A 20080-nucleotide genomic window follows, 5' to 3' on the forward strand; every position below is an offset into this window, starting at 1 on the left:
AGTAAATACGCAAATGTTTTCTTTTTGTTCACAAACAAAAGCGCTCCACCCTCAAAGGGATGGAGCGCTTGCTCTTCTTTACAGTGTATCGGAATCGCGCGGCTTATTTACAAAGTGGATCTGAGGGCCGCGTACCAGTGGGAACAGCTGCGGCTGCTCACCATCCAGATCCTCGTCAAACAGCGAGACGGCATTGATGCGGCTGTTTTCATAAGTTTTGTAATAATACACACCGCATGCCCCGTCAATGCAGCAGGCATACCGCGTTTCGTCGTTCTTGCCTTCGGGCGTGATCACGCTGCCGCGCACCATGGACACGCCGCCCAGCACATGGAAAAACTGTTCGATGCGCACGGGGTCATCCATGTCCATCACAGCGTTTCCCCGTAAAAAGGCGGCCCGCACAAATCGGGACATGGGAGAGGTATCGCCCGGAAGCCCGATGGCCCCCATTCCCTGTCCGTAAGTGCGCAGATCCAGCGCCGGTGCAAAGTGATTTTCCGGCGGGTTTGGGGAGAGCGTCTGGTAATTGTTGAGATTCATCAGCTGAAACGGAAACGGCGGATTGTTGGTCAACACGTCTGCCGGATTTTCATATAGATGAAGGCCATCGTCCATGGGTTCGGCCACCAGAGAACCGGTTGCATCCGCAATATGCCAATGAAGCGGCGCCGCCGGGTATCCCGGCGCAAAAGATTCCGCAGTGAGGTGGACATTCTCCAAAAGGCGGCGTGCCTGCGCCAGCGTGGCGCATGTGCCCAGCACCAGCGGGATCAGCTCGTAAGGCGCCAGATTTTCGCGGCCGGGGTCGGTTTGTTCAAAATAGAAGGCGTTGCCCGGAAAATTCAGCCCGGCCATATACAACCCTCTTTCATTTGCCGCCTCGGCATACAGCGGGACCTGGTTCACCACGCTGGCCATTCCGATCATGGCGAAATGATTGGAAACCGACGGGCGATGATGAAAATGAAAGGCATAGTTGCGTGGCGTGACCACGACCTGTTCTCCAAAAGATGTTTCCAGATCCAGAGTTCGGCCAAACAGGGCGTGCGCGGGAAAAGAAATGCTGGTACACATAATAATCTCCTTCTTCCCATAATTTCTTTTTTCATTATATCCCATTCTTCATCAAAAATCAGTTGCCTGCACAACGATTTTTGCCCCGATGCAGCCGCAAAGTTCTCACGCCCGCTCTGTCTTGCGCGCCTTGCAGATCAGCTGGGTCATGGTTCCCATGGGGCAGTACACGCACCAGGACCGCGGCTTGAAAAGCACCATGGTCACAAGCCCCAGGATGGTGGATGTAAGCATGACGCTGTAAAACCCGAACGCGAACTGTGCCACTCCCGGATGGAACAGCGTTCCGTGATATGCCCAGTGCCACGGCAGGCGGAAGGTCCACAAAACCGTGACCGCCTGTCCCAGTGACCGCACCCCGGCGAACACGAGCCAAGTGTTCCACAACATTGCAAAAAACATGACAAAAAAGAACACCAGAAACCCGTAACGGAACACCTTGGATTTCATCCAGCCGGGAACATCCCGGCGGCGGGACAGCCCCAGCCGACCGCCCAGCAGCTCAAACAGCTGGCCCCGGCCGCAATAGCGGTTGCAGTACCCCTTGCTGCCGCGCGCTGCGAATAACAGCGGCAGAAAGAAGCAGAAAAGGCCCAGCCAAGCAAACAGAATATTGAAAAAGCCTAAAATCAGATAGATCAGAGAAACTACCCACAGATAATCGTACCAATGTTTTTTCATACCGGCACCTCCCGCAGTTCCACCACGCTGGCCGGGCATTCCCGCACGCACTTTCCGCAGCCTACACACTTTTGAATATCCACCTGGGCGTAGCATCCCCGCTCTACCTGAATCGCCGAAAGCGGACACACCTTCACACAGCATCCGCAGGCCACACAAAGCCCCTGGTCCACAAACGCTTTTCGTCTTTTGGCCAAAGCCTTCACCCTTTCCTGATTGGTAAAAAGAGCATACCAAATGCAGACGGACCGCTCTGTGACAAAATCACACTGGGCCCAGACTTTCGGGAAGGCTTTTTGGAAAAAAGCACAAAAAAAGCCAGAAAATATTTACTAAAGAATTTACTAAATATTATTGATTTTCTATTGAAAAGTAGTAAAATTCAAAGAAAGAACATCCGGCAATTTGCGGGAAAGTATGCACATCCTTCGGGGCATGATGCACACCGTGACAGGTATTCCCTACTGGAGCACGGTTCCCGCTGAAGCGAAGAGGAAAAGGCACAATAAGCCAAAAGGAGCAGTGTTATGTTACTCGGCGTTGACTACTATCCGGAGCAATGGGCTCCTTCCTGCATGGAAGCAGACATGGACCGCATTGTAGAACTTGGATGCAATGTGATCCGCATCGGCGAATTTGCCTGGCACCGCATGGAACCGCAGGAGGGGGCTTATGACTTCTCCTTTTTCGACGGTGTGATCGACCTTGCCAAGAAAAAAGGATTGCAGATCATTTTCGGTACCCCTACCGCAACTCCCCCCGCCTGGCTGATCGACAAATACCCCGACGTTCTGTCCCAGTTTGAAGACGGTGCGCCCCGGGTTTTTGGCGGCCGCCACACCTACTGTTTCAGCAGTGCGGTCTACCGGGAATACTGCAAAAAAATCGTCACAAAGCTGGCGCGGCACTATCGAAACGAAAAGGCCATTGTCGCCTGGCAGGTCGACAACGAACTGGGACATGAGGGCAGTGATCTGTGCTGGTGCCCCCGCTGCCGGGATGCCTTCCAGCAATACCTGAACCGCAAATTCGGCGGAGACATCTATCTTCTCAACGAGACCTATGGTACCGCTTTCTGGAGTCAGGAGTACAACCGGTTTGATGAAATTCCGCTGCCCGCCCCCACCATCACCACGCACAACCCCGCGCTTCGGCTGGATTGGGAACGTTTCTGCAGCGAAAACATCGTTTCGTTTGCCAATCTGCAGACTGAAATTCTTCACCGGGAGATTCCCGGGTGCACGGTCATCCACGACTTCCCGGGCGGCGGTTTGACCAAACACGTGGACTACTCCGATGTTTCAAAAAAGCTGGACCGGGTCGCTTACAACAACTACCCGGTCTGGGGCGGCCAGAAAGAACCCCTGCTCCCCAGCGAGATTGCTTTCGGGCTGGACTACATTCGCGGCCTGCGCCGGGAAAATTTCTGGGTCACCGAGGCAATCATGGGTGCGCAGGGACATGACATCACCGGCTTTCTCCCCCGTCCGGGCCAGGCGAAAATGTGGAGTTGGCAGGCCATGGCACACGGCTGCGACAGCCTGATCTATTTTCGCTACCGGGGCGCCACCAAAGGTGCTGAACAGTTCTGCTACGGTCTGCTGGATGCTGACAACATTCCCCGCCGGCGCTTCTTTGAGGCCCAAAACTTCTTTCAGACCGTGCGCGAGTACGAGGATGTTCTCTCGGCACCGATCCCCAGCGATGTGGCCATTCTGTACGATTACGACTCGCTGGCTTCCTTCCGCATCCAGCAGCAGAGCCTTCTCCTTGACTGTGAACGGGAGATGAAGCGTCTGCACAGTGTTTTTTTCAAAGCCGGGCAAACGGTGGATGTGATTCCCGCCCGGATGGATTTTTCAAAGTACCGCCTGGTTGTGATTCCCCATATGATCGTGACCGACCCGGACTTTGCTCAGCGCCTGAAAGCGTATGTGGCCGCGGGGGGCGTGGCGGTAGTCACGTACCGCACGGCCGTCAAGGATCGTGACAACAACCTGACCTTCGGCAAGGTCATTCCGGTGGATTGCGACGATTTGCTGGGTTTGGTGGTGGAGGAGACGGAAAGCGTGCAGGAATGGGACTGCATCCCCCTGCGCGGGCAGGATCGCTGCGCCACGGCCGGAGTGTTCCGGGATATGATCGCACCTACCACTGCACAGGTGCTGTACCGCTACGATGATGCTTTTTACCGTGACTTTGCCGCAGTGACCTGCAATTCCTTCGGCCAGGGAGCAGCCTATTATCTGGGTACCACCCCGGATGAAGCCACTCTCACCAGCCTGTTGCACCAGGCCATGAAACGGGCCGGGCTCGTGCCTCTCTCCCTTCCGGAAGGAGTGGAGTCCGTAGTGCGCAAGGGCCAAACGCGCACGCTGCGTTTTCTGATCAATCACAACGATCATTCGGTGGATACACTGGGCGTTTCCCTGGAACCGTTCGGCGTGGCCATCCTTTCCTTCTGACAAAATCCCCCGCTTGTGCGTCTGCACAAGCGGGGGATTTTTGTCTTTTCTCCGTTGACAAATGTTTGGGTGCGGCTAAAATGAAAAAAACAAGCGCCGTCGCGGATATTCATGATGAAAAGCTTTTCGTAAGGAGACAAAACAATGCCTGAAAAAGACCTTTTTATTCAACGGGCACAGCGGTACATGGACGATCTTTTCCGCCTTGCCTTCAGCTGGCTGAAAAGCCGGGCGGATGCCGATGACGTCACACAAACTGTCCTTTTGCGCCTGTATGAAACCGACAAAATTTTCGAAAGCGAAGAGCATGTAAGGCACTGGCTGGTCCGGGTGACCATCAATGAATGCAAGAAGTATTGGCGCTCGCCCTGGTGGCGAACGGAAGATTTCACCGATTACGCCAACACGCTGGTCTTTGAACAGCCGGAAGCCAGCGGACTGTTCGATGCGGTGATGGCTCTTGGGCCGAAATATCGAATCGTGATCTTTCTGTACTACTACGAGGGCTATTCCATCGAAGAGATCTCACAAGTGCTGAAACTTCCCCGCGGTACCGTGGGCACACGCCTGAAACGCGGACGTGAACAGTTGAAACAGACCTTATCCGAGGAGGTATCTTTATGAAAAAAGCGATTCAGCAGGCATTTTCCCCGCTACACGCAGAAGAACATACGCTGGAAACCATTTTAAATCGCACCGGTCCCGCACGCATTTCTTTTCTGCGGCCGGCCCGCACGCTTCTGGTTGCCGCCATCCTTGCGGCAGCACTGACCGTCACCGCATTCGGAGCAGACTATGTGCTGAACAATCGTGAAGTCTTTTTCTTCGATACGCTGGAAGCGCTGACCGCTCAGTATTCACAGGCGCATCCGGGCAATGCGGTAGCGGTGGCGATTCCCAGCTCTGCAGAAGAAAGCAAGGACATGGAAACTTCCGCTGAATATGTGGAACGCGCACTGAGCACCGGATTATTTGACGAAGAAACGGTGCTCGATGCAGGTGAAAATGGAGCCCAGCGCTGGCGGACCGCTCAATGTTACAGTGATACCTACGGCGACATTGTCACCGAGTACCGCGCTTCACCGGATTTTGCCGGCGGCATTGAGCAGCCCGGTCTTCTGGACTGGGACCTGACCGCACTGGCGAAAGCAATGGCGCCGGACACCGGCGGCCAGCTGGTCACCATCATCCGGGACGCAGGCAGCAAGCAGCCTCTCTGCATGAAAGTGCACCTCGGTTATACTTCGGACGCCGGAAAACGCCTGACTCTGAACTGGGTGTATGATTCCACCTGGGACTATGGAGAACCCGAATACATTTTGAACGATGCCTATGACGAATCGGAACTGTTCACCACCGATGACGGCGTGGACGTTCTGCTTCTCTCCTACGACGGGCAGGTGTGGGCCAGCGCCTACTCCGGGCACCGCTCGGTACAATTCTACACCACCGCCTATACACTGGGCGAAATGAAAGAGCTGGTAAACGAACTCGGGCTTTCCGCGGCGCTCACTTAAACGTACAATTTCATTAAAAACGCCCAACACAGAGTTCTGTGTTGGGCGTTTTTCATTGTTCTTACAGTGCGCCGTACTTTTCGTACACTTCTGCCAGCGATTTTCCTTCCAGCAGTTCTTTGCGAGACACATTTTCCCGCTCTGCTTTTTCGCGGGCCAGTTCAAACACGCGATCTTCCACTTCCCGGGGAATCACTACTACGCCGTCGAAATCCGCATAAATCATATCGCCGGGATTTACGAGCACGTCGCCGCAGCGCACCGGCACGTCATAGTCCACCACAAGGCCGCGGCCCTGGCTGTCCAGCGGGCGAATCCCCGCATAGAACACCGGGAAGCCCATTTTGATGATCCGCATGCAATCGCGGATCTGGCTGTCGCAAATGCAACCGACCGCGCCGCGCATTTTGGCGGCAGTGGACATCAATTCGCCCCAGGGAGCGTTGGTGCCGCCACTGTCTGTGGAATGCACCGCCACATCATATTCCGTCAAGCTGTCCATGGCCTCAATTTCTTTGCCGTAGGGGTTCTCTTTGACGATATAATCCGTCTCCAGCCAACGGAAGGTACGTGCCCGGCCCACAAACGTGCAGTTCTGCGGGTCCAGCGGGCGCAGACGCTGATGCATGGCCTGATGCCGGTACCCCAGCTGGTCGAGAATATCACAAACCACAGGAACGTACAGATGCTCTTTGATCCATGTGAATTTTTCCAAATCAGTCATTGCGGTTCTCTCCTTTTACCATTCAAGTTTTTCCATGGGTTTCAAAATCCGGCAGCGGTCTTCCAAACCGCGCACGGCACAAAAGTAACGAAAAGCTTCCGGGTTTTCTGCATTCAATGCCATCACGTCGTGATGCATGGGCACCACAAACTGCGGGGAAACCTTCTCCGTCAGCTGCACCGCCTGCTCCACATTCAGATTGCCGCACTTCCCGTTGATGCAGACCAGAAGAACATCCGCATAGGGTGCGTCTTCCAGAACCAGCGAACAGAACGCCGTGTCGGATGTGTGATAGATGCTCTTTCCGTTGGGAAGCTCCACCCGGTATCCCGTGGTATCCAGCACATCACGACCGGTCGCAAGGGCAAACACGCCCTGAATTTTCACGCCGTTGACCTCACATTTTTCGCCGTGATCCACCACGCGGATGTTCGCACGGGGCACGCCCAGCTCCTCCAGGCGCCGGGCCGCAAACCGCGGGGCCACAAAGACCGTTCGGTCCTTGTGCGGATAACGCGCAATCGTCTCCGGGTCCAGATGATCCAGATGATCGTGGGTCACCAGATACAAATTTGCATCCAACTCAGCCGCATCCACGGGGACCGGGTACGTTCTGGTGAACCGCGGATCGCTTTTCCCCACACTGTCGCTGAGGTACGGGTCAATCAAAATCTTCTGTTCACCGCTTTGCAGCAAAAAACCGGCCTGCCCCAAAAACCACAGCGCAGCATGCGCTTCATCCGTCCGATTTTCCGTAAACATCTGCCGCCTCCTCAGTTGATACGATATTTTTCCACCGCCTGCTCATTGATCCGGATTCCCAAACCGTCCCCCTGCGGAACGTCCATCATGCCGTTTGCATTCATCTGAATGGGATTTTCAATGATATCGCGCAGCATGGGGCTGGAACTCACATTGTACTCCAGGAAGAGACTCCTGGGCAGAACCGCGTTCGCATGGAGACTGGCAGCGGTCAAAAGGTCCGTCAGCCAGGCGTGCGGACATACATCGATTCCTGCGTATTCCGCCTCCCACATAATTTTGCGGAACTGAGTAAAGCCGCCGCAGCGCGTCAAATCAGGCTGCGCCACATCGATTTTGCCTTCCTGAATCAGGCGGCGGAAGCCCCATCCTGTCGCCTCCTGCTCGCCGGCCGCCAGACGCACCTTACTGCCTGCCGCTTTCACACGCGCATATCCCTCGTAGTTTTCCGGATGCAGGAAGTCCTCCAGCCAGTACACGTCATACACTTCCAGTTCGCGCACCAGCCGGGCTGCGTCCTCTGCACTGCGGGAAACCTTCCAGCCGGCATCCACCATGAGAGCCACATCTTTTCCGATGGTTTCCCGTGCGGCTTTCACCAAAGCGATGTCGTTTTTCGGGTCCTGCCCGAACACGCCCCATCCAAACTTGATGGCGGTGAATCCTTTGGAGAGGTAGAACTCACAAGCCCGGCGCATATCGTCGGGGCGCGGCCGGAACAATGTGGACGCATAGGCCCGGACTTGTTCACGCCTCGCGCCGCCCAGAATTTTATGTACCGGACGATGGATTGCCTTTCCGATGATGTCATGGCAGGCGATGTCAAAACCAGACATGACCTGAATTGCCACGCCGCGGCGGCCGTAATAGGCAGTGCCCAAATACAATTTATCCCACAGCGCTTCCACATCAAAGGGATCCTGTCCGATCACCAGCTCCCGAATGCCCTCCATCATATCGCAGCCTGTGCGCGGTGATGCGATCAGTGACTGCGCAATCTGCGGCGCGGTCTCCACATCGGACCATCCGGTGATCCCCTCATCGGTGCTCACCTTGATCAGGAAGCAATAGGCCACTCCGGGAGCTTCTTCACTGCCGGTGGGATTGAGATACTTTTCGGGCGATTGCAAGACAATTCCCTCTACATCGGTAATTTTCATATCGCGCCTCCTCAATCAAACGTCAGCGTAACCTTCAGTGCTTCGTCTTTTCCGAACTCAGCCAGGTGGAATGCGCGCTCCCACTCTGCAAAAGGCAGGCGGTGCGTGATTACCTCTTCCAGCCGGAGTGCCGGGTCTGCCAGCAGCTGAATTGCCTGATCCAGATAGTCATTGTCGTTGCAGCACCCACACAAATTCAATTCCTTCACATGCACACGGAACAGATCAATGTCCGGCATGGGAGAAACCACCGAGAAAATCGCCAGCGTCCCGCGCGCCCGCAGGCATTGAATGGCCGTGTTCACCGCCTGCGCATTTCCCGCGCAGAGAATCGCACTGTCCATTCCCTCACCTCCGCTGGCGGCAAGAATGGCTTCCTGAATGTCCGGGGCAGCCTTTTCGTTGATTCCGACTGCATGTGTGGCATGCTTCAGACGAAAATCATGCCGACCTGTCACAACCACGCATCCGGGACGACGGCTCTGCACCAGCTTTGCAGTGAGAATGCCAAAAGGGCCGTCCCCCAAAATCAGCACATTTCCTCCCGGCTGGACCGCCGCCCGCTCTACCGCTTCCAGGCATACACAAACCGGCTCCATCAGGCTCGCCAGCGCGTAGTCCATCCCTTCGGGGATTTTCCGCACACGGTCGGCGCGGATGCAGAAATACTCTGCAAATACGCCGCCTTTGTTCAGCCCCAGATGGGTCATATCGTCGCACAGATGCGGCAGCCCCCGGCGGCAGGAATCGCATTTTCCGCAGGGCATCACCGGATGTGCCGTCACCCGGTCACCCGGTTGAATGTTCTGCACTTTGCTGCCGACAGAAACCACATCGCCGCTTCCCTCATGTCCCATAATGGTGGAAACAGGCAGGCCAAAGGTATTGTATTTGAGATCGTTGATATCGGAAGTGCAGATGGTGGCGGCACGGGTGCGCACCAGGATCTCGTCCTCCGCCGGGACAGGTATGGCACGCTCTTCCATCCGCAGATCCCGCGTGCCGTAAAACGCAAGAGCTTTCATGTGATTATTCCTCCTGATCAATCCCCAAAATGGCGAGGGAATTTCTATGCAGAATGCCCTCGATCAGTTCCTCGGATATCTGTGGAAGGCCGGCGCGAATGGCAATTTGATTCACATTTCGAAGGCCCGCCACAGAATCGGCCGTAGTGGTTGCCGGAAAATCCGAGCCGAACAAAAGTTTATGACCCGCACCGTATTCCTGCACGGACAGCAGCGCGTTGTAGAACTGCCAGGGCCGGTAGTACAGCGCGGAAATATCCGCATACAGATTCGGCTGATGGCGAATGGCTGCAATGCATTCATCGATCCAGGGATGGCCCAGATGCGCCAGTACAATTTTCAGCTCCGGGAAGTCGCACGCAACCCGGTCCATGTGCACCGGCCGGGCATATTCCAGTGGGACTCCCGAAGAAAACGTCGTTGCCATGTGTGTTATGATTGGCAAGTGATGTTTTTCGCAATACTCATAAATCTGATAATACTGCGGAGACAACGGGTGAAGCCCCTGGTAAATCGGCCCCAGTTTTACCCCTTTGCAATGCAGATTCTGATGGTCATTTTGAAGCTGCTCCATAAAATCCGGCGCAGTGGGGTCAATGGATGTGAAAAAAATATATTTTTCAGGGTGCCGTTGCACCAGTTCCACCACGCGCTGGTTCTGAGCGCCCCAGCCGGTTTTCCGGGCATTGAGCCCGAACACCACTACTTTATCCGCTGCGCTGGTCCCTGCCAGATACTCCTCCTCTCCGTAGCTCCAGGAGGAAACCGGAATGCCGCACCGCTCCAGATCACTGAAAAACGGTTCCGTAAAATCATCCGGACAGCGCACAAAATGTGTGTGAATATCAATCAGCATAACATCGTCACCTCATCGTTCAGGGAAGAATGGAGTATCCTTTGATGAAGCCGCGCGAATACATGGGGCGGAACGCCTCTGCATGTGCTGCTCCGCACTGTTCACCACGATGGCTGGAAATTCCGCACATCCAGGCGCCAATGCCATAATCTTCACCGAATCCGGCGCGGAATGCCTCATCCTGGCTTTGATGGAAATTGGCCAGCCGGATTTTTTCCTGGATCACATCGCTGATATCCACCCAGTGGCTGGGCGAAAATTCACAGCCGCTGGCGGGTTCCACCTGAAAGACCGCGGGAAAATCCGAGGTGGCCGGTGACGACGTTTTGATCATGGGAAAAGCCATCTGCATGGCACATTGCCGCACCAAACGGTTCACGGTCATGTGGTCCAGATTGTAATCCGTCTCATTGTGGGTAAAAATCACATCCGCCTTAACGTTCCGCAGTGCTCCGATCAGAGCGTACCGTGTTTCGCGGGTGTCATACAGAAATTCATCTTCAAATCCAAGGCACTGATAAGTCCCGCCTGCCGCCTCTACCATTGCGGTCATTTCCCGTCGGCGGTATTCCGCCGCTTCCTGCGCGCTCATTTCCGGATGATGAACCATTCCGGTCTCTCCGCAGGTCAGGCAGATGAAGTGAATGGAATCGCCCCGCTGCTTCATTTTCAGCATGGTTCCCAGACACATCAGCTCATCGTCCTGATGGGCCATCACAGATACGACATTCATTGCAAAAGCCTCCTTATCCCTTGACGCTTCCGGCCATCACGCCGCGAATAAACGATTTCTGCATCAGTAAAAACAGTGCAACCATGGGAATGCAGACGATCACTGCACCGGCAAAAATCAAATCAAAATTGCCGATTCGGGATTGTGCAAACACATACAGGCGCTGCTGAAGCGTCTGGCGCGACGGTTCGTTGATCACGATCAGCGGAACCTGAAGGTCGTTCCACACATACACACCGCGCAAAACCAGCACAATTCCTGTAATGGTTTTCAGCAGCGGCATGTAAATGCGTGTATATGCCTGCAGGTAGCTGCATCCGTCGATTCGGGCGGATTCCATCAATTCCTTGGGAATCGTTCGGATAAAGCCCGTGTACAAAAAGACAATGAACGGCATGAACATGGAGGCATAAATCAGCGCCAGGCCCAAGAAGCTGTCGGACAAAGACAGAGTTTTCAACAGGGACACCAGCGGTACCATCGCCGCCTGGAAGGGCAGCGAGATCAAGGCCACAAACAGCACATACATTCCGTTGAACACGCGGTTATTTCCAATGTAAATGCCATACGCCGTCATCGAGCCCAGCACAATGAACAGCAGGCAGGACAAAACCAGAACACACAGGCTGTTCAAAAAAGTGGCCACATAATCCATTTTGGAAAACGCTGACACGATGTTTCCAAAGGTAAAGGTTTCCGGGCGAAGAACAAAGGGCTCAATGTTGATGTAATAAGGATCTTTCAGCGCATTGTTGATCACATACCAAAACGGAAGAAGATAAAAAAGCATCACCAGAATCATCAGTCCATTGGTCAGGACAACGCGAAGCCGCTTTTTTTGTTTCAATCCCAGTTTCATCAGCGGTCCTCCTTCCGGTTCAGCAGGAACAGCTCGCAGACAGCGAACAAAATGGTGATCAGCGTAAGCATAACAGCCAGCGCCATTGCCTTGCCCTGCGACATCGCTTTGAACGCGTACTGATAGGACATCAGTGCCATGGTCTGTGAAGCATAGCCCGGGCCGCCCTGAGTCAGCACGTAGGGCAAATCGAACAGCGTCAGAATTGCAATAGTGGAAACAATGATGTTGATGGTGATGGACTGAGAAATCATTGGAAGTGTGATGCGGAACAGTTTCTGCCACCAGGTAATTCCATCCACTGCCGCGGCCTCATACAGTTCGTTGGGCACAGTCGACAGACCACCCAGATAAATCAAAACATAGAAACCGACCGCATACCATATAATGGAAACGCTCAGAGCCGGCATTACAGTCTCCTTCTGTCCCAGCCAGTCCTGTACAAGATTCTCACAGCCTAATGCGTTCAGCAGATAGGCAAGCGGTCCTGTGGCCGGATTGTAAATCGTGCGCCAGATAAATCCGACTACGACCATGGAGACAATGTTGGGCAGAAACAAAATCACCTTGTAGATATTGGCGGCTCTTCCGATGTCGTAAATGATAACGGAAAAGAAAATGGCCAAAATGTTCAAAACCGGAACGTACAGAATAATGAGATAGAACGTGTTGAAAAACAACGTCTTAAATTCATCCGAAGAAATCACGTTTTTGTAGTTGTCAAACCCCACAAAAGCATAATCAGCGGAAACGCCGTTCCAGTCGGTAAAGCTGTAACGGAAAGACATCAGCACCGGATAGATGGAAAAAACAAGTACCAGGATCAGGGCTGGAAGCACAAACAGCGATGCACTGACCAGTTTCGAAGTGGAATTACGCCGCAGAAGTTTTGGACATGGAAAATGTTTCATCTATTGCGGCACCTCCTTTCCAAAATAAAGCCGCTCCGGTGCCCCTCCCTTCGGAAGGCCGGAGCGGCGGCAAAACACGTCAGGACTGTGTAGTGTACAACTCTTGTAATGTGGCCGCAGCATCCTCGGGGGTAATTTCTCCGGTTGCAACCTGCTGGAAGGTTTGCGGCAGGCGTGCATAAACGGACGGCGGCAGGGTTTCAAACCAATAAGCGCCTGTTACTTCAATATCGAGCAGCCGATCCACATATTCTTTCACGGTGTCTTCCATCTTTACTTTGCTCTCGTCGTATTCGATCAAAGACGGAATACTTCCGCGGGCCTGCTGATAGGTGTAGAAGCCTTCCTCATTGGCAATGTAATTGACAAACTTGATCGCAGCTTCTTCGTTCGGACCTTTTGCAACGGCGAAGCCGGTTTCAGTGCCCAGTACCACTGCCTGAGACTGTCCCTCCATATTCCAAGGCGGAACCATCATGCCCACTTCAAAGGGGCTTTCCATAAACGAACCGGCCATCCAGATGCCCTGGAAGCACATGGCCGCTTTCTCCTGCTTAAACGAATCCAGCAGAGTGGAGACCATAGCGCTGACAGAACCGGTCAGCAGATATCCGTTGTCGTTCAAAATCTTGACTCTCTCAAAGATACGGGCCTGCTCGGGAGTATCAAAATTAAACGTACCATTGGCAATTTCTGTGATATAATCCGGATTAGTGGCGGCAATTTCCACCGCATTGCCGGTACTCCAGCAAGTGTTGGAGATTGCACCGTCGCCCATGGCCACCGCCAGCGGCGCATATCCTTTTGCCTTCAGCTTTTCGCATACTTCCAGGAATTCATCCCAGTTTTTGGGTTCTTCCGTGATGCCGGCATCCTCAAACATCGCTTTGTTGTAATAAATCAACGTGGAGGACAGACCGCCAGCGATACCAAACAGCTTTCCGGACTCCGAAGTGAATACCGGCTTCAGCGATTCCTGCATATTCTTTGCCGCATCGGTTTCCGACAAATCAATGATCAGATCGTTCTCCGCCAGATCCGCACCAAAGGAACCCGCGTTGATGGACATTACATCGGGCAGAGAACCGGCTGCCGCTTTGGGCTGCAGGTACTCTTCAACTTCACCGGGCATCGGCGTGTACTCTACATTAATTCCATACTTCGCCGTAAAGTCCGCCGCAATCTGTTCCGCAGCATCCAGCCAGTCGTTGGACATCAAGGCTACTGTAATGGTGGTGTCTCCCTGTTGAGAAGCTTGACTTGTTTCACCTGCGTCCGAGGATGAAGAACACCCTGCAAACAGCGCGGTCAACATGGCAACTGATAAAACCAAGGAAATTCTTCGAATGTACTTTTTCATCTTCTGCGCCTCCTTTTGTGTTTGTGCTGGGTTTTCACTGGTTTTATTGTAGTGCTTTCGATGGTTCAGACAAAGAGGTCATTTTTTTGAAAAGGTGAGGATTTTTATGCAATTTGAGCGTTCTGCATATTTTATTTTCAGATTATTTAATTTTTATGGTAATATCTAATAGAAGTATGTCGAACAGCGAGGATGTGAGCTACTTGAAAAAGTGGTATTTAAACCTGAGCATTAAATACAAACTTCTGATTTTGTTTTACTGTTTTCTGCTGCTGTTTTCTTTTGCCTTTTATCTGTACAATGCGCGCGTAGTCTACCAGAACACGCTCCAGACCATCGGAAATGCCAATTTGAATCTGTTGACGCAGATCAACGCCAACAGTTCCTTTATGCGCAGCGAAGTGGAAGACATGAGCGCCCAGCTGATTGTAAGCCCCGAAATTCAGGCTTATCTCACTTCCGGCAACGCGTCGGATACAGAAAAAGAATATGTGGATGCAAGCGTGCGCGATGCCGTCAATCTTCTCATTTCACGCGGCTTTGTATCCTCTTTGTCCATCTGTGATTTGAAAGGCGCAGTCCCCCCTTTTATTCGCACCATTGACAGCCGCTTCACCATGCCGGACCAATCAGAACTGATCGAAACCGAACTTTTCCGGCTGGCCGAGCAGGCGCAGGGGCGTCCCGTATGGCTGGAAAACTCCGAGGACACTTATATGTTTGCCGCCAACAATCATTACAATCGTATTTTTATGGTCCGCATGATTCGGGACTATGATACCTATGAAAACATCGGCCTGATGGTCGTCGGAATCAGCGAACCGGCTTTGCGCCAGGAATACAGCCGCGGCATCGACACTTCGGAATGCGGAATTGCCATTTACAACAGTGACGGCGTTGAAATCTCCAGCCTTGGCCTGGATTTTTCAGACGCGTTTACCCCGGAGGAGATTCAATCCATCGCAGCGCAGGAGGACGGATATCAGGCAACTGAATGGAACCAGAGCACAGCGCTCCTCTGCCACATGACCGATGAAGAAACCGGCTGGGTGTATCTGTATATGGCCCCCCTTCAGGAGATGTTGAATCGAATCAACAATTCCTCCAACTATATTGTTCCCTTTGTTGTCTCTGCGTTGATTATTGTATTCCCCATTCTTCTGGTGACGACCGATCTGATCATCCGCCCCATTCGCAAACTGCTGGTGGCCATGCGCTCGGTGGAAGAGGGCGATTTCAGCCAGAAAGTTTCTTTCCGATACCGGGATGAAATCGGTCAGTTGGGCATGGGATATGACAAGATGCTTCAAAACCTGTCTTCCCTGATCGACAAAGTTTATGTACTGCAGATTCGTGAAAAGGAAGCGGAACTGAACGCTTTGGAAAGCCAGATCAATCCTCATTTTCTATACAACACACTGGATTCCATCTATTGGAAAGCGCAGATGCGCGGTGAGGAAGAAATTGCGGAAATGGTCTGGATTCTTTCACAGGTCTTTCGCGCCTGCCTGCGCAAAGGCGAGCCGTTCAGCACCGTCGGCAATGAATTCAAGCTTTTGGAACAATATATGCGTCTGCAAAAACTGCGATGTGGAGAAAAATTTGATTACGAGATACAATTGAAAGACGAACAGATCCATTCCCAGAAAATCCCCAAACTGATCCTGCAGCCTTTTGTGGAAAATGCTGTTTACCACGGAATTGAAAAGGAAGACCGCGTTGGGCATATTTGTGTCACCGGCGAACTGAGAGGCGACCGAATCTATTTCCAAATCCAGGACAATGGACAGGGAATGTCCCCCGAGCAGGCCAAAGCGATCTCCACCAATACGGAACTTTCCGACGGTCGGCATTACTCTGCCATCCATAACATTCATGAACGCCTGAACATTCTCTATCAGGGAGATTATCAAATCGAGGTTCACAGCGTACCCCATCAAGGTACCACATTCCTGCTTTCAATTCCGCTATGGAGGGAAAAGACATGACCAAGCTGCTGATTGCGGAAGACGACCAGAATATCCGGCTGGCCCTGCGCCGAATCATCCCCTGGCAGGACAACGAAATCACCCTGTGCACAGACGCCACCAACGGCCGGCAGGTTTTGAAAATTGTGCAAAAAGAGCATCCCGACATTTTGCTGCTGGATATTCAGATGCCGTTCCTCGATGGGATTCAAGTGGCCAAAATCTTATCGGAACAGCACTTTGAAGGGGAAATCATTATCCTCAGCGGGCACGATGAATTTGCCTATGCCCAAGCAGCTATCAAATATGGCGTTTTTGAATATCTGCTGAAGCCCTGCCGCCCCAACGACATTCTGGAATGTGTTCTCAAATGCCGGGACCGGATTGCAAGCAGCGAAAAGCAAAAACTGCTGTGGCGCGGCATGGAGCAAAAGTATTATCTTGAAACGGAGTATCAATTCAAAAGCCGCATCCTGTCCGAGGAGAAAGAAGATCTGTTTGCTCCGCCTGACCACACCAAACGGGATCTGCTCGAGTTCATCCGTACCGGAGAAGCCGAACAGGCCGAGTACTGCATTCAAACGCTTTTTCGGTATATCGGCGGTGCGCTATACACCAAACAGACCATCTTAAATTACTTGTTTACACTTTTTTTGCCGGTTGTGGACTTGCGCGAGGAACACGAACTGTTGTCGGACGAGATTCTTCGCTGCCGCGATTTCCGGCACCTTGCTTAATTCCAGTGTCTGAAGGAAGTGCAGGACCTTTTACAAAAACTCTCTTGCGAGACAGCGGAGTTGTGCCGCAGTCAATTTGGAGGAAGTCTGGTCATTCGGGAAGCATTGCTGTACATCAAAGCGCATTATAATGAGGACATCGAATTGAAAAAGATTTCCGACGCCATTCATATCACCCCGGCCTATTTGAGTGTTTTGTTTAAAAAGCACGTGGGAATGAACTATCTTGACTATCTCAACCGCTATCGCATCGACCGGGCCAGTGAAGATTTGGCGCACAGCAAGAAAAAAATCTATCAGATTGCCCGCGAAAACGGCTTTAAAGACGAAAAATACTTTTCCAATGTGTTCAAAAAAATTGCGGGGCTCAGCCCGTCTGAATATCGAACCCGTTATTACAAGCAAAACCCTGCAGATTTTCCAAGATCTGAACCGGAGGACTGAATTTTTTGTGCTCCGTGCAATAAAAACCGTCTTTATTTCTGAACCGTCGCCCTCGTGGCACACTGGGTTATTTATCAATACTGGCTCTGTCCAAAATCTAAAAATCAAAAAATCCACAGCACTTTTGTGCTGTGGATTTTTTGATTCTACGCGTCAGGGATTCTTTATAATGTATTACACGCACTCCCCTGCTGCTCCATAAATTTTTTGTACTGCACATAAAACGCAACGGAATCCGGATGGCCGCAATAAGCGATGGTTCCCGGGCGGTTCATCAACCCCATGTACTGATAGCCCAACACCTCTTCAACATAGAAAGACACTGCTTCTAGCTGCCTTTTGAGACGCTCCATGTTGGATGGCAACAATGCAGAATGATAGACATCTCCTTCAAATTCGAAAAGTTCTACATCCGCCCACAGTTTGGAACGCCCCGCTTTGTCATGCGCCTTTTTTAATGCAGAATAAAAGCGTCCGGTCTGATCCGGAGTGGATTTTCTCACACCAACCTCATCCTGGTATGCAACAATGTCCACATCCAGGGTTTCAAGCTGGCGGACATAAACATCGTCTGCAGACAGCATATTGGTGCCATAAGGTGCGATCATGGTCTTCAAATTCGAATTGAACGATTTTCCGAACGCTGAATACTGATTGACATACGCTGCAAAATTATCATCGAAATATTTTGTAATACAGCTTTCATCCGGATAGTACCAGCCATAAAAACTGCGGTATTTCCCATATCGTCCATAGACCTGCTCCATGGCCTTGAACGCCCGCTGGGTCACACTCGGACTCACCATATTCTCTCTGGGCTTGTTCCATGGGCCATAATATCCAACCGACATAAACACTTTCATGTCCAGCTTTTCTGCTTCTGACATCAGGGCATCAATGGGATCCTGGCAGACAAAATCTTTTGCCAGAGGATAGATATCCGTCGGGAAATACGCTTCGGCAAAATCTTCGTCCACAAGACTGGAACACAGCAAAACAATATATTTCATCCCGAGAGAGTGCATCTCCCGAATTTTTTCCCGCCACTGTTCTTCTGAAAAGTGACGACAAATCGGATTCCAATATTTTCCTTCTGCCTGATTGTGATGCTGAAATTCAAACCAGCTGCCCGAAATCAAACGAACCATTTTTATCACCCCTGTTTACAAATCAATCATGGATTTTCAAGCAATGAATTTGAAGCCCCACTGCCCGCACCGCAAATCCCTATCCCAGCCCCTTCAGCTGAGCAGGGTCCCAATGAAGCTGGATTCCGTGCTCCACCAGCAATGTCTGAAAATCCGCGAGCCGCGTTTTCCAAACCTGCAGAGGCTCCATCCGTTTCTCGATGCAAAAAGATGCCAGATGTCCTGCCACCTCGCCGATGTTCCACTCTACCGGATGAAGCCGAAAACAGCCATTGGTCAAATGTGTACAGCCAATATTTTTACAGGCCGGCAGCAGATTTTTCAAATCAACCGGAATCATAGCCGACAACGGAATTTCAAACGGCCACGCCGGCGTATAGAAAAATGTGTGACTTTGCGTTGTTGGATGAATGTCAATTGCATAGTGACCTACACCCACAGAATCATTGCGATGCAGAATTCCCTTCGAACATTCCCGTGAGATCTCCTGCTCACAGATTGTATGATGTGCACAGATGCGCCTGGACTCCCGAATATAAGGTGCCTTGGCAAGCCCGGATGCTGTTCCCATAATGTCCGGCCTTAAACGAACCGGATATCCGTGTCCGCCGTCCGGACGCAATGCGTCGTGGCGCAGCCAATACACTGCACACAGCGTCAACTGCTGTGCCAGTGTACGGTGGATTTCTGCGTTCGGATCTTCGAAAAGATTTCCAAAACCGTAATCGTTTTGCGGCCAGTTAAACAATGTCACTTCTGGGCGATTGTCCGTATACTCTCCCTTGGCAATGATGCGCCGGTACCTCCACAATCCACCGCAGTGAACGGGGTCCTCCTCATCAAACATAGCAAACCGTGTTTCCCGGCCGGTCCTTGCATCGGGTCCATACCAGCTCAATAAAGGTACCGGTGCGTAAGGTGCCTGGACAGAGCGAAACAATTCGTAAAGTGCCGGCTTTTCCATCGGCTCCAACTGTTTTTCTTCAGACAGTTCCAAAGCGGCAACCCAAGTGCAGGGCTGCATATCCGCCGGACGGGGGATCTCCGGAGCATGCGGCTCCCCTGTCTGCTCCCTGCATTCCGCCCCCACGCGATAACGGGCCCCCACAATGGGCAGCAAATCACTGCAGTCCGTACCATCCAGAAAAAATTTCGCACGGATCTCACGATACACATGGATGGCAGTATTCTGCACACGCACGCTCTCAATGGTATTATTTCGCACAACTGCCGACACCGGGCGGGTGTGAAGTTCCAGGGTAATTTCTCCCGATGCAAGGTACGGTGCCAAATGGCCCATCAGAATTCTGTGCGCTACCGCAGGTTCATGCGCAATGCCGGAAACCCAGGCACCGCCCGGGCAGACCTTTTTTCCGCGAAGCGCGCTGTCTGCCTTAGGATGGTTCCGATAATATTCCCGCACTTCGCTTCGATACTGCCGATAACGCCGTGTACAGCCGCAGGATTCAATCCAGGGGTGCTCGTCCGGCGGAACCGCCTGGCTGGTGAGCTGGCCACCGACCCAATCCGTCTCCTCACAAAGATAGACTTTTTTTCCGCTCTGCGCAGCACTCAACGCGGCCTGAACGCCCCCCAGACTGCCGCCGATCACCGCAACATCAAACGTAGTATTGCACATCGATTCTTTCCCTTG

20 protein-coding genes are annotated in these 20080 nt (G+C 52.3%); 6 read left to right on the top strand and 14 right to left on the bottom strand.

The genetic code is table 11. The features are described 5' to 3' along the window. Positions 1-78 precede the first annotated feature (78 nt). The 3 genes from bsh to ACKTS9_RS05670 form a co-directional block, all read right to left on the bottom strand. Entirely contained in the window at positions 79-1077 is a 999-nt protein-coding gene (gene bsh, locus ACKTS9_RS05660; RefSeq protein ID WP_407879470.1) for a choloylglycine hydrolase, read from the bottom strand. 105 nt (positions 1078-1182) lie between these two features. Continuing rightward, on the bottom strand, positions 1183-1758 hold the full coding sequence (locus ACKTS9_RS05665) for a 4Fe-4S binding protein (protein ID WP_407879472.1): 576 nt from the start codon (positions 1756-1758) through the stop codon (positions 1183-1185). Next, positions 1755-1955: a 4Fe-4S binding protein gene (locus tag ACKTS9_RS05670; RefSeq protein ID WP_407879474.1), complete on the bottom strand. Its 201-nt coding sequence runs from the start codon at positions 1953-1955 to the stop codon at positions 1755-1757. The genes ACKTS9_RS05665 and ACKTS9_RS05670 overlap by 4 nt, the downstream gene beginning before the upstream one ends. A 330-nt stretch (positions 1956-2285) precedes the next feature. Between ACKTS9_RS05670 and ACKTS9_RS05675 the strand changes: the two genes are divergently transcribed. From ACKTS9_RS05675 to ACKTS9_RS05685, 3 genes are all read left to right on the top strand, one after another. Then, a complete protein-coding gene (locus ACKTS9_RS05675) occupies positions 2286-4223 on the top strand; it encodes a beta-galactosidase (protein WP_349215551.1) in 1938 nt (645 codons plus the stop codon). A gap of 144 nt (positions 4224-4367) precedes the next feature. Continuing rightward, positions 4368-4847 carry a sigma-70 family RNA polymerase sigma factor gene (locus ACKTS9_RS05680; RefSeq protein ID WP_349215550.1) on the top strand — a complete coding sequence of 160 codons (480 nt, stop codon included), beginning with the start codon at positions 4368-4370 and terminating at the stop codon, positions 4845-4847. Beyond that, on the top strand, positions 4844-5740 hold the full coding sequence (locus tag ACKTS9_RS05685; protein WP_349215549.1) for a hypothetical protein: 897 nt from the start codon (positions 4844-4846) through the stop codon (positions 5738-5740). The genes ACKTS9_RS05680 and ACKTS9_RS05685 overlap by 4 nt, the downstream gene beginning before the upstream one ends. Before the next feature lie 61 nt (positions 5741-5801). On the opposite strand, the gene ACKTS9_RS05690 is transcribed toward ACKTS9_RS05685, so the two are convergent. From ACKTS9_RS05690 to ACKTS9_RS05730, 9 genes are all read right to left on the bottom strand, one after another. Continuing rightward, positions 5802-6464, bottom strand: coding sequence for an RraA family protein (locus ACKTS9_RS05690; protein WP_349215548.1), 663 nt, complete (start codon positions 6462-6464; stop codon positions 5802-5804). Between the two features lie 15 nt (positions 6465-6479). Beyond that, positions 6480-7226, bottom strand: coding sequence for an MBL fold metallo-hydrolase (locus tag ACKTS9_RS05695; protein WP_349215547.1), 747 nt, complete (start codon positions 7224-7226; stop codon positions 6480-6482). Positions 7227-7237: 11 nt separating this feature from the next. Next, entirely contained in the window at positions 7238-8386 is a 1149-nt protein-coding gene (locus tag ACKTS9_RS05700) for a mandelate racemase/muconate lactonizing enzyme family protein (RefSeq protein WP_349215546.1), read from the bottom strand. A gap of 11 nt (positions 8387-8397) precedes the next feature. Beyond that, entirely contained in the window at positions 8398-9411 is a 1014-nt protein-coding gene (locus tag ACKTS9_RS05705; protein WP_349215545.1) for a zinc-dependent alcohol dehydrogenase, read from the bottom strand. Positions 9412-9415: 4 nt separating this feature from the next. Further along, entirely contained in the window at positions 9416-10267 is an 852-nt protein-coding gene (locus tag ACKTS9_RS05710) for an amidohydrolase family protein (RefSeq protein ID WP_349215543.1), read from the bottom strand. A 19-nt stretch (positions 10268-10286) separates the two neighbouring features. Then, a complete protein-coding gene (locus ACKTS9_RS05715) occupies positions 10287-11000 on the bottom strand; it encodes a PIG-L deacetylase family protein (RefSeq protein WP_349215542.1) in 714 nt (237 codons plus the stop codon). Positions 11001-11013: 13 nt separating this feature from the next. Then, positions 11014-11859 (bottom strand): carbohydrate ABC transporter permease, encoded by an 846-nt coding sequence (locus ACKTS9_RS05720; RefSeq protein WP_349215540.1) that lies wholly within the window; start codon positions 11857-11859, stop codon positions 11014-11016. Continuing rightward, positions 11859-12770, bottom strand: a complete 912-nt coding sequence (locus ACKTS9_RS05725) for a carbohydrate ABC transporter permease (RefSeq protein WP_349215539.1) — start codon at positions 12768-12770, stop codon at positions 11859-11861. Before ACKTS9_RS05725 ends, ACKTS9_RS05720 begins: the two co-directional genes overlap by 1 nt. A gap of 79 nt (positions 12771-12849) precedes the next feature. Then, the gene (locus ACKTS9_RS05730) at positions 12850-14130 is read right to left on the bottom strand and encodes an ABC transporter substrate-binding protein (protein ID WP_349215538.1); all 1281 of its coding nucleotides are present in this window, start codon (positions 14128-14130) and stop codon (positions 12850-12852) included. A 203-nt stretch (positions 14131-14333) separates the two neighbouring features. Between ACKTS9_RS05730 and ACKTS9_RS05735 the strand changes: the two genes are divergently transcribed. From ACKTS9_RS05735 to ACKTS9_RS05745, 3 genes are read left to right on the top strand one after another with little or no spacing between them, the layout of a single operon-like run. Beyond that, complete coding sequence (locus tag ACKTS9_RS05735) at positions 14334-16118, top strand: sensor histidine kinase (RefSeq protein ID WP_349215537.1); 1785 nt, start codon at positions 14334-14336, stop codon at positions 16116-16118. Then, entirely contained in the window at positions 16115-16834 is a 720-nt protein-coding gene (locus ACKTS9_RS05740) for a response regulator (protein WP_349215536.1), read from the top strand. The genes ACKTS9_RS05735 and ACKTS9_RS05740 overlap by 4 nt, the downstream gene beginning before the upstream one ends. A gap of 60 nt (positions 16835-16894) precedes the next feature. After that, complete coding sequence (locus ACKTS9_RS05745) at positions 16895-17278, top strand: helix-turn-helix transcriptional regulator (protein WP_349215535.1); 384 nt, start codon at positions 16895-16897, stop codon at positions 17276-17278. Positions 17279-17442: 164 nt separating this feature from the next. Here ACKTS9_RS05745 and ACKTS9_RS05750 read toward each other — a convergent pair whose 3' ends face one another. Beyond that, the gene (locus tag ACKTS9_RS05750) at positions 17443-18426 is read right to left on the bottom strand and encodes a DUF4434 domain-containing protein (protein WP_349215534.1); all 984 of its coding nucleotides are present in this window, start codon (positions 18424-18426) and stop codon (positions 17443-17445) included. Between the two features lie 79 nt (positions 18427-18505). Next, positions 18506-20065 (bottom strand): FAD-dependent oxidoreductase, encoded by a 1560-nt coding sequence (locus ACKTS9_RS05755; protein WP_349215533.1) that lies wholly within the window; start codon positions 20063-20065, stop codon positions 18506-18508. Positions 20066-20080 lie beyond the last annotated feature (15 nt).

This window comes from Owariibacterium komagatae (assembly GCF_045865535.1).
GTDB lineage: Bacteria > Bacillota > Clostridia > Oscillospirales > Ruminococcaceae > Ruthenibacterium > Ruthenibacterium komagatae.